At 46.9% G+C, this 16,969-nt stretch carries 15 protein-coding genes and 1 riboswitch; all 15 genes read left to right on the top strand.

Going from position 1 to position 16,969, the window contains the following annotated elements; translation table 11 throughout:
• The first annotated feature begins 78 nt into the window (after window positions 1-78).
• The 15 genes from GN277_RS17735 to GN277_RS17665 all read left to right on the top strand — a co-directional run bounded on the left by GN277_RS17735 (window position 79) and on the right by GN277_RS17665 (window position 16,795).
• A complete protein-coding gene (locus GN277_RS17735) occupies window positions 79-3,069 on the top strand; it encodes a hybrid sensor histidine kinase/response regulator (protein ID WP_159752238.1) in 2,991 nt (996 codons plus the stop codon).
• A gap of 23 nt (window positions 3,070-3,092) precedes the next feature.
• Window positions 3,093-3,452 carry a hypothetical protein gene (locus GN277_RS17730; protein ID WP_159752236.1) on the top strand — a complete coding sequence of 120 codons (360 nt, stop codon included), beginning with the start codon at window positions 3,093-3,095 and terminating at the stop codon, window positions 3,450-3,452.
• A 42-nt stretch (window positions 3,453-3,494) separates the two neighbouring features.
• Window positions 3,495-4,589 carry a response regulator gene (locus GN277_RS17725; RefSeq protein ID WP_159752234.1) on the top strand — a complete coding sequence of 365 codons (1,095 nt, stop codon included), beginning with the start codon at window positions 3,495-3,497 and terminating at the stop codon, window positions 4,587-4,589.
• 57 nt (window positions 4,590-4,646) lie between these two features.
• Window positions 4,647-4,772: riboswitch (FMN riboswitch) on the top strand.
• Window positions 4,773-5,095: 323 nt separating this feature from the next.
• Entirely contained in the window at window positions 5,096-6,271 is a 1,176-nt protein-coding gene (gene ribD / locus GN277_RS17720; RefSeq protein WP_159756911.1) for a bifunctional diaminohydroxyphosphoribosylaminopyrimidine deaminase/5-amino-6-(5-phosphoribosylamino)uracil reductase RibD, read from the top strand.
• A complete protein-coding gene (gene ribE / locus GN277_RS17715; RefSeq protein WP_159752232.1) occupies window positions 6,253-6,906 on the top strand; it encodes a riboflavin synthase in 654 nt (217 codons plus the stop codon). The genes ribD and ribE overlap by 19 nt, the downstream gene beginning before the upstream one ends.
• Before the next feature lie 59 nt (window positions 6,907-6,965).
• Window positions 6,966-8,183: a bifunctional 3,4-dihydroxy-2-butanone-4-phosphate synthase/GTP cyclohydrolase II gene (locus GN277_RS17710; RefSeq protein WP_159752230.1), complete on the top strand. Its 1,218-nt coding sequence runs from the start codon at window positions 6,966-6,968 to the stop codon at window positions 8,181-8,183.
• A gap of 12 nt (window positions 8,184-8,195) precedes the next feature.
• The gene (ribH, locus tag GN277_RS17705) at window positions 8,196-8,669 is read left to right on the top strand and encodes a 6,7-dimethyl-8-ribityllumazine synthase (RefSeq protein ID WP_159752228.1); all 474 of its coding nucleotides are present in this window, start codon (window positions 8,196-8,198) and stop codon (window positions 8,667-8,669) included.
• 150 nt (window positions 8,670-8,819) lie between these two features.
• The gene (gene pcrA, locus GN277_RS17700) at window positions 8,820-11,048 is read left to right on the top strand and encodes a DNA helicase PcrA (RefSeq protein ID WP_159756908.1); all 2,229 of its coding nucleotides are present in this window, start codon (window positions 8,820-8,822) and stop codon (window positions 11,046-11,048) included.
• Between the two features lie 111 nt (window positions 11,049-11,159).
• Window positions 11,160-11,402 carry a DUF4366 domain-containing protein gene (locus GN277_RS17695; protein WP_159752226.1) on the top strand — a complete coding sequence of 81 codons (243 nt, stop codon included), beginning with the start codon at window positions 11,160-11,162 and terminating at the stop codon, window positions 11,400-11,402.
• 211 nt (window positions 11,403-11,613) lie between these two features.
• Window positions 11,614-12,549 carry an NYN domain-containing protein gene (locus GN277_RS17690; RefSeq protein WP_159752224.1) on the top strand — a complete coding sequence of 312 codons (936 nt, stop codon included), beginning with the start codon at window positions 11,614-11,616 and terminating at the stop codon, window positions 12,547-12,549.
• A 41-nt stretch (window positions 12,550-12,590) separates the two neighbouring features.
• Window positions 12,591-14,279, top strand: a complete 1,689-nt coding sequence (rlmD, locus tag GN277_RS17685; protein ID WP_159752222.1) for a 23S rRNA (uracil(1939)-C(5))-methyltransferase RlmD — start codon at window positions 12,591-12,593, stop codon at window positions 14,277-14,279.
• A gap of 114 nt (window positions 14,280-14,393) precedes the next feature.
• Window positions 14,394-14,591 carry a hypothetical protein gene (locus GN277_RS17680; protein WP_016303374.1) on the top strand — a complete coding sequence of 66 codons (198 nt, stop codon included), beginning with the start codon at window positions 14,394-14,396 and terminating at the stop codon, window positions 14,589-14,591.
• Window positions 14,581-14,916 (top strand): hypothetical protein, encoded by a 336-nt coding sequence (locus GN277_RS17675; RefSeq protein ID WP_120481494.1) that lies wholly within the window; start codon window positions 14,581-14,583, stop codon window positions 14,914-14,916. Before GN277_RS17680 ends, GN277_RS17675 begins: the two co-directional genes overlap by 11 nt.
• A gap of 150 nt (window positions 14,917-15,066) precedes the next feature.
• On the top strand, window positions 15,067-15,894 hold the full coding sequence (locus GN277_RS17670; protein ID WP_159752220.1) for a ParA family protein: 828 nt from the start codon (window positions 15,067-15,069) through the stop codon (window positions 15,892-15,894).
• Window positions 15,848-16,795, top strand: a complete 948-nt coding sequence (locus GN277_RS17665; RefSeq protein WP_120481496.1) for a ParB/RepB/Spo0J family partition protein — start codon at window positions 15,848-15,850, stop codon at window positions 16,793-16,795. The genes GN277_RS17670 and GN277_RS17665 overlap by 47 nt, the downstream gene beginning before the upstream one ends.
• The last annotated feature ends 174 nt before the right edge of the window (window positions 16,796-16,969 follow it).

The following is a 16,969-nucleotide window of genomic DNA, read 5'->3' as shown; positions in this document are numbered from 1 at the left end:
TTTAAGGTTTTTTTATTGTAATTTATTGGCTATCTATGTATAATAATAGAAATATAAAATGAGAGAATATGAAGGCGAATGAATGTGGAAGGAACTGAAAGAGAAAAGAATAAGCGGTATTATGTGGTAAACTTCCTGATTTGTGTATGTATTGCTCTGATCTTAGGCGCTGGGGTAGCCTATATCGTGATACTTCGCAGTAATTTGATGGAACAGACGATAGGCAATGTACTGAATGTAACAAGACAGCAGCAGCAGTCGTTTGATACCTTTATCTCAGCAGACAGGGAGAGACTGCACAGTTATGCCACATATTTTTCCCATACGGATTCAAAAGATACAGCAGGAGTTCGTGAAAAGCTGAAAGTGTTTTCGGAGATTGATGCGTATTATTCAGTCATTAATCTTGAAACAGGTGAATATTGTAACAACAAATCTGAGCAGGTGTTTCTGATGCAGGGGGATGAGCTTGAAGTCTATCGTTCCCTTACGGGAGCTGATATACGGGATCCTTATCCTGGACTGTATTCAGGCAGTACGGCATTTGGGTATTATGAGAGATTTGAATTTGCTGACGGTGTACAGGGCTTGTTTCAGAAAGCATATGAAAGTGAGGAAGTGTCAGAGGAGTTTTCCTTGTCCTTCTATAACGGGCAGGGACGGGGGTATATTGTGAGCCGTGAAGGAGAGATTCTGATGCGCTCCAATGGCGAAAAGGATAAATATTCTTATAATAATCTGTTTGACATGGTAGTGAGTGCAGACGATACAGAAGGCGGAGGAGAAGAATTTATCGAGATGCTGAGAAATCGAAAGACAGGTACTGCGGTATTTGAAAATATACAGGGAGAGCAGATCTGTACTTATGTGCCTGTGGAGAATGTGGAGGGGTGGTATCTAATCTCCGTGGTTCCTGTTTCAGCGGTCATGGAGGAAGCGGATGAGATTATCAAAAATTCCCAGTTTACAATCATATTCCTGGGAGTTGTTATGATGTTTTTTACGGGATGCCTGTTTCTTAATTGGCGGAGTCATAAGGAGATCAGTAAAAAGGACCAGGAGATTGAATACAATAAACAGCAGTTTGATATTTTTTCTACCTATCTGTCTAACAATACAGATGATGTCTATATCATGCTGAACAGCAGGGAGAGACGAGTCGAATATGTGAGCTCCAATGTAGTGCGGGTCTTGGGCGTTTCAGTGGAGGACGTTCTTAAGGATATTCGTATATTTGGGCGCGCTAAATATTGTTCTGGTAAACATGTGGAGTTTACAGATTTGGAGGCTATGGAGCCAGGGGATTCCTTTGAGCCTGTGATGAGTGAACGGATTCACGCAAAGACAGGGCAGCACAGGTGGTTTTGGGAGACGGTCTACAGCGTACTGATTCAGGGAGAGAAGAAGATCGTTGTCTATCTTTCCGATAGAACTAGAGAACGGGAGACGCAGAATACTCTGACTCAGGCATTAGATCTTGCCCGTGTGGCGAATAAAGCGAAGAGTACATTTTTGAGCAGCGTCAGCCACGATATCCGTACGCCAATGAATGCGATTATGGGACTAGTTACCCTGCTGTCCCAGGAAGCTGATAACCCTGAGCGGGTATTGGAATATACCCAGCGAATCAATGCTGCCAGCCAGCATCTTTTGGGGCTTATTAATGATGTTCTGGATATGAACAAGATAGAGGGCGGCAATGCTACGCTGAATATTTCGGAAGTAAACATGGCAGAGGTGATTGAGGAATTGAATGTAATCATCCGTCCTCAGAGTAAGGCGAAGGATCAGAATTTCCGGATTTTTGCTTCGTCGTTTACGCATGAACGGTTGTTGGGCGATAAGCTGCGGATTAACCAGGTTCTGATTAATATTTTATCGAATGCGGTTAAGTATACCCAGGAGGGCGGCTGTATTGAGTTGAATGTCTGTGAGCTGCCTGGGGTTACTGAAGGGTATAGTCGGGTTGAGTTTGTGATCAGGGATAACGGACAGGGAATGTCTCCGGATTATCTGGAGGTAATTTTCCAGCCGTTTACAAGGGAGGAAGGCTCTGCGACGAGAGAGATACAGGGAACGGGGCTTGGGATGGCTATTACTAAGAGCCTGGTAGACCTGATGGGAGGTTCGATTGAGGTGGAGAGTGAGTTAGGTGTAGGCACCACGTTTACATTGGATTTGGATTTGCGTAACTGTGAGGACGATGAAGATGACTTGGCATTTTGGGAGAGGCATGGCGTCAGACGAATGCTGGTTGCTGATGATGATGAATATGTGTGTCAGAACATTGTAAAGGCCATGAAGCATACAGGCGTAGATATACGCTATACCACCAGTGGAAAAAAGGTGGTAGAGATGATGCGTACGGCAAGGGAGAGAGGAGAGCCTTATGATGTGATGATATTAGACTGGAAAATGCCGGGGTTTGACGGGATGGAGACTGCCCGCCTAATCCGAAAGAATTATCCGGTTAAGATTCCGATTCTGTTTTTTACCTCCTTTGATTGGAGTGAGATTGAAGAAGAAGCTCTGGAGGTGGGAGTGAATAATTTCCTGACAAAGCCCTTTTTCATGCATAGCTTTAAGGAGGCCGTTGAGCGTCTCATGGACAGTGGAAAGGACAAGCTGGAACGAACAGATAGTCAGGCAGAGAGTGTGTTTGCGGGGAAACATATTCTTGTAGTGGATGATATAGAGGTCAATAGGTTGATTCTGGTAAAGATTCTGGAATCTTTGGGCGCCGCGGTCTGCGACATTGCAAAAGATGGACAGGAGGCAGTAGATATGTTTAACAGTTCAAGTGCCGGTGAGTACGATGTTATTTTCATGGATGTACAGATGCCTGTCCTAGATGGTTATGGGGCAACCAGGGCCATTCGTGTCAGTGGTCATCCGTCAGCAAAGAGCGTGCCCATCATTGCCATGACTGCCAATGCGTTTATGGATGATATTCGGGATGCGCTGGAATCCGGTATGGATGCACATGTATCTAAGCCAGTGGTTGTTGACCAGTTAAAGTCTACATTCCAGGAGGTACTGGAGCGCAAAAGACAGTATGGGGGTTCTTAAAAGTAAGAAAGGAGTTTTTTGGTATGGAATTTATGGAGGAATTGAAGCGGTTAGGCGTTAATGTGCAAGAAGGGGTAGACCGCGTCGTAGGGGATGAGGCATTATATCAGATGATGCTTGGCATGTTTGTAGATATCGTCAGTTCAAATCCAGTCCAAACAGAGGATTTTGACGGGGAGGTTCATGAAGAATTGACCGAACGGGTACATACGTTGAAGGGGGCGGCAGGAAATCTTTCAATTCTTCCTCTGTTCACACGATATACGGAGATACTGGCGATGCTTCGCGACGGCAGGATTGTGGAGGCGAAATCTGCTTTTGTGGAGGCAGAGCCAATCCAGAGAAATATCGTTGATTGTATCCGACGGTATCAGAATGCCTGATTATATATTCACATATAATAACGAAGAAGGAAGTTGTTAGAAATGAAACAGTGTGATGATGCAGGAAGAAATACAATTTTAATAGTCGATGATGATGCAATCAATCGTGCAATCTTGCGGAAAATATTTTCGGATTCTTACTCAGTGGCGGAGGCCGTGAACGGGCGGCAGGGACTTGAGAAGATTCTGAATCCCAAGAATCATTATTGTGCGGTGCTTTTGGATGTGGTGATGCCGGAGATGAATGGAATCGAGGTTGTGAGGAAGATGGAATCTGTGGGGCTTTTAAAACAGATTCCTGTGTTCCTCATTACAGCCGAGGCGAATGACAGGGTGATTAAAGAGGCATATCAGCTTGGAGTTATGGATGTGATCAAGAAGCCTTACGTCTCCTTTGTGGTGATGAGGCGGGTGGAATCAGTGATTGAGCTGTTTGAGACCAGGCGTCATTTGAATCATGTGGTAGAGAAGCAGCAGATTAAGCTTTTAGAACAGGCAAAGCAGATCATTGAGCTTAACCAGGGAATGATCGAGGCGCTGGCCACAGCTATTGAGTTCCGAAACGAGGAATCCGGCGGTCATGTTCAGAGAATATCTGAGATTACGCGGATGATGCTTGAGAACACCTCTATTGGCAAAGGATTGGCCCAGGAGGATATTGATGACATTGCCCTGGCCTCCATCATGCATGATGTGGGGAAGATTACTATACCAGATTCTATTTTGACGAAGCCTGGACGGCTGACGCCGGATGAGTATGAGGTGATGAAGACTCATACCACCAAGGGAGTTGCGATTCTGGAGAGTATTCCGCAGCTTCATGACAGCAGAATATTTGATTATGCTTGTGATATTGCTCTCCATCATCATGAGAGATGGGACGGCAAAGGATATCCGGAAGGGCTTCAGGGGAGCAGTATCTCTCCGTGGGCGCAGGTGGTGTCTCTGGCGGATGTGTATGACGCTTTGAGCTGTAAGCGGGTCTATAAGACATCCTATTCCAGAGATATGGTCATAGAGATGATTGGGACCGGACAGTGTGGAAGCTTCAATCCGCGTCTGCTGGATAGCTTTTTCTCTATTGAGGATCAGTTAAGCCAGATGTACCAGAGTATTCCGGAGGCTCATAATTTCTAATAAAGTTCTTGAAATTGTTATGTTATTGAGTTATACTATAATACATAAGTGAATAGAATGTGTCTTCAGGGCAGGGTGTAATTCCCTACCGGCGGTAAAGCCCGCGAGCCGTAAGATTTTCTTACAGGTTGATTCGGTGAGATTCCGAGGCCGACAGTATAGTCTGGATGGAAGAAGATGATCGTATTATTTTGCGAATATACTTTGTGTGAGATGCTCTGGAATGGATTACCGTTTCAGAGTATTTTATTTTCTTTTGTATCGGAGGCTATACATTAATGGACGAAGTCCACCAGCCCGAAGGGCATGTATTACGGTATGCCCTTTGGGTATACCTTGCTGTACGTAGTCCACCTACCCAAAGGGTATGCTTTACGGTGTGCCCTTTGGTATCCCCCCCTGTAGACGAATCTGCGGGGGTTTTTATTTTGCCGCCGAACGCTCGGATATGGATGACTGGGATAAGTAAAGGCGGCAGACGGATGTTTAGGAAAGAAGGGAAGCATATGACGGACAAGGACTATATGGAGCGGGCCATAGAGCTTGCTAAGGGGGGAATAGGGTGGACGAATCCCAATCCTCTAGTGGGTGCTGTTATCGTGAAGGATGGTCGGATTATAGGGGAAGGTTATCACAGGCGGTACGGAGAGCTGCATGCAGAGCGAAATGCCATCGCATCGTTGACGGAGTCGGCCCAGGGAGCGACGATGTACGTCACATTAGAGCCCTGCTGCCATTATGGAAAGACACCGCCCTGTACGGAGGCGATTCTTGAAAATGGCATCAGGAGGGTGGTGATTGGTTCTTCTGATCCCAATCCTAAAGTGGCTGGGAAAGGTGCAGGAATTTTAAGAGCCGCAGGCGTTCAGGTGGATGAAGATTTTATGCGCAAAGAATGCGACAGCCTGAACCCTATTTTCTTTCATTATATTACCAGCCGTACTCCCTACGTGATTATGAAATATGCCATGACTGCGGACGGGAAGATTGCGACGAAAACAGGTGCGTCCAAGTGGATTACAGGGGAGGCGGCGCGTAATAAGGTACAGAAGCTGCGCCACAGATGCATGGGAATTATGGTTGGAATCGGGACGGTACTTGCCGATGACCCGATGTTAAATGTCCGGCTTTTGGAGGGAAAGAGTCCGATAAGGATTATCTGCGACAGCCATTTACGGATTCCCCTTGACAGCCAGCTTGTCCAAACAGCAAAGGAATATCCGACAATTGTGGCATATGCCACAGACCTGAATAGTGACGGTGAGGCTTCTGTATGGAAGAAGGAGAGAGGCCCTGTGCAGGAGGTGCGGCTGCAGGAGAAGATAGGGAAGTTAGAGGGCCTTGGCGTGCAGACGCTTATGGTTTCTAACGGAAGCGGTCAGGTTGACTTGAAAAAACTCATGGAGATTCTGGGAGAACAGGGAATCGACAGTATTTTATTGGAGGGCGGCGGCATATTAAATGACAGCGCCCTGCGCGCAGGGATCGTTCAGGAGGTGCAGGCATTTATCGCGCCAAAGATTTTCGGCGGACATGACGCACGGACTCCGGTTGCAGGCGTGGGCGCAGAACTTCCTAAAGACGGGATTTTGCTGGAATTTGGGAAGGCGACGCAGATAGGGGAGGATTTGCTGATAGAATATAAAGTAAGGCAGGTGGAGAGATGTTTACAGGAATCGTAGAAGAAATGGGAAAGATTCGTCAGATTTTGTTGGCGGGAAGCTCTGGAAAGATTCAGATAGAGGCCAGGAAGGTGCTTGAGGGGACTAAAGTAGGGGACAGTATCGCAGTAAACGGCGTGTGCCTGACAGTCACATCTTTAAGCCATGACGGATTTACCGCGGATATGATGGCAGAGACTTATCGAAGAAGCGCTCTGGGACAGCAAAAAGTCGGTGATTTGGTGAATCTTGAGAGGGCGATGGCAGCGGGAGAGCGATTTGGAGGGCATATCATGTCGGGTCATATTGACGGTACAGGCGTGATTGAGAAGCTGCGCAGGGAGGAAAACGCGGTATGGGTAACAATCCGGACAAAGCCGGCTGTGTTGCGGCTCATTGTGGAAAAGGGGTCTGTAGGCATAGACGGAATCAGCCTGACGGTGGCATCGGTCAGTGAGACGGGCTTCCAGGTATCGGTCATTCCCCATACAGGCGAGGAGACGACGCTTCTTAAGAAGAAGACGGGTGATCTGGTCAATCTGGAGAATGATATTGTAGGGAAATATGTGGAGAAGCTGTTGGGGCTTGGCAATACAAAGAAAGAGGAAGGGGCTTCAGGGCTTACCATGGATTTTTTGAAGGAATATGGAATCTAAGAGTAAGGCTGCAGCATAAGAACGATGAGGAAAAATACATACGCACAGGAGGATATGATATGGAGCAGCAGTATCAATACAATACGGTGGAAGAGGCCCTGGAAGAACTGAGGGCAGGGAAGATTATTCTGGTAACGGATGATCCGGATCGTGAAAATGAAGGGGATATGATATGTGGAGCGCAGTTTGCAACCCAGGAGAACATTAATTTTATGGCGACTCATGCCAAGGGGCTTATATGCACTCCAATGAGTGAAAAGGTGGCGTCTCGGCTTGGTCTGCCGCCCATGGTGACGGAGAACACGGATAACCACGGAACGGCGTTTACTGTGTCCATTGACCATGTGGATACCACAACTGGAATCTCGGCGGCAGAGCGTTCTTATACTATGATGAAATGCGTGGACGATACTACCAGGCCGGAGGATATGAGGAAGCCAGGGCATGTATTTCCTTTGATTGCAAGAGAAGGCGGGGTTTTGATGCGCAATGGGCATACAGAGGCCACGGTTGACCTTATGCGTCTGGCTGGGCTTAAGGAGTGCGGTGTCTGCTGTGAGATTATGGAGGACGACGGCACCATGATGCGTACGCCGAACCTGTGGAAGCTTGCCAAAGCCTATGACCTTAAATTCATTACAATCAAAGACTTACAGGATTATTGCCGGATTCATGAAAAGCATGTGATAGAGGAGGCGTGTGCAAAAATGCCCACCCAGTACGGGCATTTTCAGATTCATGGGTTTGTCAATGATATTACCGGCGAGCATCATTTGGCGCTGGTCAAGGGGGAGATTGGCGACGGGGAAAATGTTCTCTGTCGGGTACACTCAGAATGTATGACCGGAGATGTGTTCGGCTCCCTTCGCTGTGACTGCGGAAATCAGCTAAAGGAAGCAATGCGCCAGATTGAGGAGGAGGGACGTGGAATCGTCCTGTATATGCGCCAGGAGGGACGCGGAATCGGGCTGATTAATAAGCTGAAGGCCTACCAGCTTCAAGAGGAGGGTATGGACACTGTAGAGGCGAATATAAGCCTTGGGTTTGCGCCGGATCTGCGGGAATACTGGGTGGGGGCCCAAATCTTGTCTGAGCTTGGGGTGAAATCTCTGCGTCTGCTGACCAATAATCCGGATAAGGTTTATGGGTTAAGTGATTTTGGGCTGGAGATTCGCGAGCGTGTGCCTATTGAGATTGAGCCTCAGAAGTATGACATCAACTATATGAAGACAAAGCAGGAAAAAATGGGACATATATTTAACAATATTACATTTTAGGAGGAAATGAACATGAAACAGATTCAGGTATTGGAAGGAAAAGTAGTTGCACCAGAGGGAATGAAGGTGGGAATTGTAGCGTCCAGATTTAACGAGATTATTGTAAATAAACTGCTGGGCGGCGCTGTGGACGGTTTGGTGCGCCATGGCGTGGAGGAGGAAAATATCACGGCAGCATGGGTGCCAGGCGCCTTCGAGATTCCGGTGGTGGCCTCTAAGATGGCGAAGTCAGGCAAGTATGATGCGGTAGTCTGTGTGGGGGCTGTGATTCGCGGGGATACCTCCCATTATGATTATGTGTGCAACGAGGTTTCTAAAGGTGTGGCTCAGGTGGGACTTGCTACGGGCGTACCGGTAATATTCGGAGTAGTGACAACGGAGAATATTGAGCAGGCAATCGCCCGCGCAGGCAGTAAAGCGGGCAACAAGGGCTATGATTGCGCCCTGTCAGCGATTGAGATGGTGAACCTGATGAGCCAGATGTAAGTATATTTGCTGTTGCTTCCCACTCAGGCGTAAGCGGCAACAAATATGTGAAATATTGTTGCAGTTTTCACAGGAAAACACTATAATATATCCAGTTACTTTTGTAAAATGCAGAGCTTAACAATGCAGATGAGGGAGGACACAAGAGGATTGGGTATATACGATACGTTAAATGAACAACAGAAAAGGGCGGTGCTTCATACAGAAGGACCGCTTTTGGTGCTTGCAGGGGCAGGTTCAGGAAAGACGAGGGTGCTGACTCACAGGATTGCCTATTTAATCGAAGAAAAGGGAGTTAATCCGTGGAATATCCTTGCGATTACATTTACCAACAAAGCGGCGGGTGAAATGCGGGAGCGTGTGGATAAGCTGGTGGAATTCGGAGCGGAGAGTGTCTGGGTCAGCACCTTCCATTCTATGTGTGTCCGGATTCTGCGCAGACATATCGGCTTGCTTGGTTATGATACAAACTTTACCATCTATGATACGGATGACCAGAAAACCTTGATGAAGGATGTGTGTAAGCTGTTGAAGATTGATACCAAGGTTTACAAGGAGCGAGCTCTGATGGCCGCGGTATCACACGCAAAAGAGGAGCTGCTGACGCCACAAGAGTTTCGGCGCAGGGCAGAGGGGGATTTCGGCAGGCAGAAGATTGGTGAGGTGTATGAGGAGTATGAGAAGCAGCTTCGGGCCAATAATGCGTTGGATTTCGATGATTTGCTTGTGAAGACCGTACAGTTGTTCCAGACACAGAAAGAGGTTCTGGAATATTATCAGGACCGTTTTCGCTATATTATGGTGGACGAGTATCAGGATACGAATACCGTACAGTTTGAGTTGGTGCGGCTTCTGGCGTCGAAGTACCGGAATCTCTGTGTAGTGGGGGATGACGACCAGTCCATTTACAAGTTCCGTGGGGCAAATATTAAGAATATTTTGGATTTTGAACAGGTTTTCGAGGATGCCAGGACTATTAAGCTTGAGCAGAATTACCGTTCTACAGGGCATATTTTAAATGCGGCTAATGCAGTAATTCGTCATAATGTGGGAAGAAAGGACAAGACTCTTTGGACGGATAACGGAGAGGGGGAGAAGCTGGCGTTTCGTCAGTTTGATACCGGATATGACGAGGCAGAGTATATTGTGAATGATATCAAAAAAAATGTAGCCCATGGGGAGCGCACTTATCAGGATCATGCGATTCTGTACCGAACCAATGCACAGTCCCGTATGTTTGAGGAAAAGTTTGTAACTGAGAATATTCCGTATAAGATTGTCGGAGGCATTAACTTCTATGGAAGGCGTGAAATTAAGGATTTGCTGTGTTATTTGAAAACGGTGGATAATGGGCAGGATGACCTGGCTGTGCGCCGGATTGTAAATGTGCCGAAGCGGGGGATTGGTCTGACCAGTATCAACCGTGTCCAGGAATATGCCGCAAAGCGGGAGATTGGCTTCTATGATGCCCTTAAGGCGGTGGAGTTGATTCCAGATATTGGTAGAGGCGCGTCCAAGCTTGAATCGTTTGTGGCCTTAATCGAGCATTTTAAGACAGATGCAAAGGACATGTCTGTGTCCAAGCTGATGGAGGAGATCATCGAGGAGACAGGATATGTGGAGAGCCTGAAGGCTGAGGGAGACGAAGAAGCAGAGGCAAGGATTGAGAACATTGACGAATTAATCAGTAAGATTGTCGCCTACGAGGAGACTTGCGAGGAAATGGATGAGCCTGTGACTTTAAGTGGTTTTCTGGCGGAGGTTGCCCTGGTGGCGGATATTGACAGCATGGACGAGAGCAAGGATTATGTCGTTCTCATGACATTACATAGTGCTAAGGGGCTGGAATTCCCTCATGTGTATCTGGTAGGATTGGAGGATGGGATATTCCCCAGTTATATGACGATTACCTCCGAGGATCCGGGAGATTTGGAGGAGGAGAGGCGGCTTTGTTACGTTGGGATTACGAGGGCTCGTAAGAACCTGACCCTGACCTGTGCGAGACGCCGTATGATTCGGGGGGAGACTCAGTATAACAGGATGTCCCGTTTTGTGAATGAGGTTCCTGTGGAGTTGGTATCTACAGGGGTGAAGGTGGAAAAGCTTGTGGAGGCGCCGGTTAAGAATGTTTATAAACAGGCAAAGCAGGCATTTCAGACGAAGCTGTATGCAGCGCAAAAACCTGCAAAACAGTTTGGGACGCCTTTAGGCGGGAAGCTTGCCTATGAGGCAGGCGACAGGGTGCTTCACGGGAAATTCGGGGAAGGAACCGTGAAAGCCATTGTGGAAGGCGGACGGGATTATGAGGTGACAGTGGATTTTGATGAGCGGGGAATTAAGAAGATGTTCGCATCATTTGCAAAACTTCAGAAGATATAGTGTAACTTTTTAAAAGATTTCCAGAAATGTGTAGTAATCTTAAAAATATAGTGTTATAATATTTATAATATTTGAATTGCTGGGAAAAGCATATGGAAAGGATGTGGGAGCATGAATAAAGTCGAAGAACTGATTGCAGCATCAAGATTGAGTGAGCTGATGAATAAGAAGGAAGAAGACAAGAACAGCAAGACACTTTTGTGGGTTCTTGCAATCATGGGCGCAGTTGCAGGTATTGCGGCAATCGCTTATGCGGTATATTGTTTTTTTACACCCGATTATCTCGAAGACTTTGAAGAAGATTTTGAGGATGATTTTGATGATGATTTCTTCAATGAAGATGATCAGGTATAAGAGAATATGTCGTAGGATGTACGATAGAGGAAGCAGGTTGGAGGCCTATCAGATGAAGAAAAGGGCATCTTGCCTGCTTTTTTCGTGAGGGTTCATAATTGGGGCTGCTGTCTGGAAGCATTGTGTTGGGGACTAGTTTTTAGACAGAATTTTATGAGGGTTTATTTGGCAAGGCAAGACTGTGTTTTTAGGATATTGAAAGGAGAATGAGATGGATGAACAATGTTATGCATTATTGATTGACGCTGATAATGTATCTGCAAAATATATTAAACCGATACTTACGGAATTATCAAAATATGGAGTAATTACTTATAAAAGAATTTATGGGGATTGGACGAATACCCAGCACTCAAGCTGGAAGGACGAGCTTTTGACTAATTCTATTATGCCGATTCAGCAGTTCAGCTATACCCAGGGGAAAAATGCCACGGATTCGGCAATGATTATTGACGCCATGGATATTTTATATACCAATGATGTGGACGGGTTCTGTATCGTGTCCAGCGACAGTGATTTTACCCGTCTGGTGACGCGGATTCGGGAGAGCGCGAAAATGGTAATCGGCATGGGAGAGAATAAGACGCCGGAGCCCTTCCGTAAGGCCTGTGATAAGTTTACCATATTGGAAAATCTTTTGTCAGAGCAGGAGCCAGGGAGTACGAAGGCAGAGGAGCCTCATGACAGTCTGAGCAAGGAGAAGATTGAGGATGCCATTATTAAAATGATTATTGAGAATCAGGATGACAATAAAGTGACTGGACTTGGCGAAGTGGGGAGCCGCCTTGTAAGCTTGTATCCGGATTTTGACGTCCGAAGCTATGGGTATAATATGCTGTCGAAGTTTTTGGAGGAATTCTCTCGTATTCAGTTGATTAAGCATGGGAACCTGGTGTCAGTGGCGCTAAAAGAGGACTGGGGCATGAAGGAGGATATTGACCGGTATGTGGTTTATCTGGTGAAGAAGGCTGGACGGAACGGCATTGAGCTTAGCACCCTTGGGAATAAGGTGTATGAGGAGTATGCAGATTTTAAAATCAGTGATTATGGGTATGCACAGTTCAATCAGTATGTTAAGAGTATTGACCGGATTGAAGTGGAGCAGGAGGGGACGGTTTTAAAGGCAAAATATAAGAAGGGATTCTGATAAATTATTATTAGTAAATTTGGAAAGAGGAGCGGGGGATTATGAAAAAGGGTCAAGTGTATGAAGGTGTAATTGACAGGGTGGAGTTTCCGAATCATGGGAAGATTCTTCTTCCTGAGGAGGAGAGAGTGGTCACTGTAAAGAACGGGATTGCAGGTCAAAGGGTGAAATTCTCTGTCAATAAGGTTCGTAAGGGGAAGGCTTTGGGTCGTATATTGGAGGTGATTTGCCCGTCGGATATGGAGATTGAGTCTCCATGCCCCCATTTCGGACAGTGCGGGGGATGTACATATCAGACTCTTCCCTATGATGAGCAGTTGAAGTTGAAGGAGGCTCAGCTTAAGGAGATGATGGATGGGGCGGTGACTGGCGATTATGTCTGGGAGGGTGTTAGACCCAGTCCTTTGAAGCAGGAATACCGCAATAAGATGGAATTTTCCTTTGGAGACGAGTATAAAGACGGACCGCTGGCATTGGGGATGCACAAGCGGGGAAGCTTCCATGATATCGTCAATGTACCAAAATGTCAGATTGTGGACGAGGATTTCCGACGGGTGCTTGCCTGCACATTAGAATATGCCAGGGAGAGTGGGCTTCCCTACTATCATCGGATGCGCCATGTGGGATTTTTCCGCCATTTGCTGGTGAGGAAGGCAGCAAAGACGGGTGAGATTCTTATTGATCTTGTGACGACAGGGCAGTTTGATTTTGACAAAGATTTTGGGGGGAAGGAGTGGACGAGTCGGCTGCTTTCCCTTTCACTTGGAGGAAGGATTGTGGGAATCCTGCACACCAGGAATGACAGCGTGGCTGATGTGGTTCAGGACGAGGGGACAGAGGTTCTCTATGGGCAGGATTATTTTTATGAGGAGTTGTTGGGGCTTACGTTTAAGATTACGCCTTTTTCTTTCTTCCAGACCAATTCTCTTGGGGCAGAGGTATTGTATGAGACGGTTCGAGAGTATATTGGGGAGACGAAGGACAAGGTGATTTTTGATTTGTACAGTGGGACGGGGACCATTGCGCAGATTCTTGCACCGGTTGCCGGCAAGGTGACGGGGGTGGAGATTGTAAAGGAGGCTGTCAGGGCGGCGAAGGAGAACGCTGAAGGGAACAGGCTTTCTAATTGTTCGTTCTGGGCAGGGGATGTGCTGAAGGTGATTGACGAATTGGGGGAGACACCGGATTTGATTGTGCTTGACCCGCCTAGAGATGGGGTGAATCCGAAGGCCCTTCGGAAGATTACGGATTTTGGGGTGGAGAGGATGGTTTATATTGCTTGTAAGCCGACTAGCTTGGTTAGGGATTTGGAGATGCTTGAAGGGAGAGGGTATCGGGTTGAGAGGATTAGGGGGGTTGATTTGTTTCCGGGGACTTATCATGTGGAGACGGTTGTAATGCTTTCCCACAAAAAACCTGATAGCGTAATCAACGTAAAAGTGGAGTTTGGCGAGGGTGAGGGTAAAGTACCGCTTGATAATATCGCCAAGAGAGCCGCAGCATACAAGCCGAAAGAGCGAGTTACATATAAGATGATTAAGGAATACATAGAAGCGAAGTATGGCTTCAAAGTACATACCGCATATATCGCAGAGGTAAAAAGGGAGTTAGGATTGCCGATGTATGATGCCCCTAATGCGGTAGAGGAATTGAAACAGCCGAGGAAGCATCCGACGGCGGAGAAAGCGGAAGCGATAAAGGAGGCTTTGAAACACTTTGAGGTTATTTAAAACCGTGAGCGTATCATTAGAAATAGTGGTACGCTTATTTTTTTCGCTCATTTGCATCTTTGAACATTCTGCCATTCGTCTATATAATGAAATCAAAAAAGGTTGGTGTTGATTATGAGAGAAAAGAAAAATCATTTGTATGTGGATAGTGGGGAACGAAGTATTTTGCTGCATAGCCTTGTGGAACTGAAAAATCAGCTCATACAGCAGGGCAGATATACGGACTGCGTTGACGAACTTATTTTTAAGGTTATCCATGCACCTATAAAAAAATTAAGAGTAGAACTGGCAGGGGGAAGTGATGTGCGATAAGGAATTTAAAGAACTGGTGAAGATAGCAGTAGAAAAATTAAAAGACGAATCCGTATTGAAACTGTTACAGGCTGACGCCAGTTATCAAAAAGACAGTAAGGATGAGGGATATGCGGAGGATGCCTTTAACCAGCTTGATTTGACGGAGGAACAAAGGGAAGTTTGCCAACGTCTTATAGATTGCAGGGAAAAGCAGGATTTTGAGTACGGCACTCATGCGTATATTGCAGGACTGATGGATGCGTTTCATATTATGGCGGTATTGTTCCCAGAAAAATGGGATACAGAGAGAATAATGAAAGCCTTATCATGTAAGAGCAGATAAGGCAGAGAATAAAACAGAATAGACTTTTACATAGCCGATTGGTGTAGTTTAGCAAATAAAACAGCCAGTCGGCTTTTTTTATTGCCATAAATCCTTTACATAGCCACCTTGACAAAGTGGCTAAATCTATGCGAAAGGAGGACGCACCCTATGTCAAATTGCAAAGTAATCGCTTTAACCAACCAGAAAGGCGGTGTTGGAAAGACCACCACGGCGGTCAATCTGGGCGTGGCTCTGGCACAGCAGGGCAAAAAGGTACTGCTGATTGATGCCGATGCACAGGCAAATTTAACCATGTCGCTCGGTTACAGCCGACCAGACGACTTGCCCGATACGCTCTCGACTATCATGCAGGACATTATTGACGACAAACCCGTCGATGTTTCCAGAAGCATCCTGCACCATGACGAGGGCGTTGACCTGCTCCCGTCCAACATTGAGCTGTCGGGGCTGGAAGTAAGGCTGATTAACGCCATAAGCCGTGAAAGCGTACTGAAAACCTGCATCAATGAAGTAAAAAAGAATTACGACACGGTTCTCGTGGATTGTATGCCGAGCTTGGGTATGCTGACCATCAATGCGCTTGCGGCTGCTGACAGCGTGGTTATCCCGACACAGCCCCATTATCTTTCCGCCAAAGGCTTAGAGCTGTTGCTTCGCTCCGTATCAAAAGTCAAACGGCAAATCAACCCGCACCTGCGGATTGACGGCATCCTTATGACGATGGTAATGCCACGCACGAACATCTCTAAGGAAATTACGGCAACGGTTAAGAGTGCCTATGGGCAGAGAATCAAGGTATTTGACACTCAGATACCCCACTCCATCCGTGCCGTGGAAGCCACAGCAGAGGGAAAGAGCATTTTTGCCTACCACAAAGGCGGCAAGGTAGCCGTAGCTTACGAGCAGTTCGGAAAGGAGGTGGCGGAGCTTGGCGAGAAACAGAGAAAGCAAAATCGAGCTGACCGCATACGATGACCTCTTTGAAACGGACGAGAGCCGTGCGGAAGCGAATCTAAGCAGGATAAGGGAAATTCCGATTGCGGAGATTGACGAGTTCCCAGACCACCCGTTCAAGGTCTTAATGGACGAGGACATGGAGCAGCTTGTGGACAGCGTAAGGCGGAGCGGCGTAATGACCCCTGCCACAGTCCGCCAAAAGGAGGACGGGCGGTATGAGCTTATCAGCGGTCACAGGAGGAAAAAGGCTTGCGAGCTTGCAGGGCTTGAAACGCTCAAATGCGAGGTCAAGGAGCTGACCCGTGACGAAGCGATTATTGTCATGGTTGAGAGCAATCTCCAAAGGACTACTATCTTGCCGAGTGAGAAAGCCTTTGCGTATAAGATGCGGCTTGAAGCTATGAAGCGACAGGCAGGCAGACCCACAAAAGATAATTATTCCCCAGTGGGTAATAATTTTGGATTTGCTACTTCAAGTGATGAACTTGCTGAGAAAGTCGGGGAAAGTAAAAATCAGATTTTCCGCTATATCCGTCTGACCGAGCTTGTACCCGAAATCCTGCAAATGGTTGATGAACGCCAGATTGCTTTCCGCCCTGCGGTGGAAATCTCCTATCTGTCCGAGGAACAGCAATACACCCTGCTTGAAGCAATGGGCTACAATGATGCCACGCCCTCTCTTGCACAGGCTATCAAGATGAAAAAGTTCATGCAGGAGGGAAAACTCACGGATGAGGTTATCCAGAGCATCATGCAGGAGGAAAAGCCGAACCAGAAAGAGAAGCCCGCCTTTAAGGACGAGCGGATAACCAAGCTCATACCGAAATCCATCCCCAGAGGGCAGGAAACGGATTTTGTCGTAAAGGCGTTGGAGTTTTACAACCGCCATCTGCAAAGGCAGCGGGGGCAGGAAAGATAACCGCACACTTGGGGAGAAGTCCGCCCTTTGGGGGATAGCAAATTTTTTTGAATTTCCCCCTCTCCACACCTCTCCCCCTAGATACTGCCAGTAACTATCCGAGAAAAGAAATATGCGTAGGCAACGAGCCAATCGGACGTGCTTGCACGGACATTTGGCGACTGCCACGACAGC

The organism is Sporofaciens musculi, from assembly GCF_009830285.1.
In the GTDB taxonomy this organism is placed as follows: domain Bacteria; phylum Bacillota; class Clostridia; order Lachnospirales; family Lachnospiraceae; genus Sporofaciens; species Sporofaciens musculi.
Note: the sequence above shows the minus strand (reverse complement) of the source record. Positions and strands in the feature narration are given on the sequence as shown.